Annotated in this window: 1 protein-coding gene; it reads right to left on the minus strand. The window is 72.4% G+C overall.

Features of this window, described 5'->3' with window-relative positions:
* The coding region (locus SB751_RS34435; RefSeq protein WP_410749550.1) for an ethanolamine ammonia-lyase light chain EutC at window positions 1-186 on the minus strand (186 nt) is incomplete at its 3' end.
* Window positions 187-243: the final 57 nt, after the last annotated feature.

The following is a 243-nucleotide window of genomic DNA, read 5'->3' on the forward strand; positions in this document are numbered from 1 at the left end:
GAGTTCGCGGCGCAGCGCGTCGGCGTCGAGCGGCTGATGCACCGCGTCGCGCGCCTGCGCATGCGAGAGATTGAACGCGAGCAGCGGCGCCGTGGGCAGCGCATTGCCCGCGCGACCGAGCGCGATGCGCGCGTTCGTGAACGCCTTCAGCCCGCCCCACGGATTCTTTTCGACGGCGTCGCTCATGCGCCCAGCTCCGTGCCCGCGCCGATCCATTCGTGCGCACCCGCCAGCAGCGGCACG

This window comes from Cupriavidus sp. SIMBA_020, from assembly GCF_046535395.1.
GTDB lineage: Bacteria > Pseudomonadota > Gammaproteobacteria > Burkholderiales > Burkholderiaceae > Cupriavidus > Cupriavidus campinensis.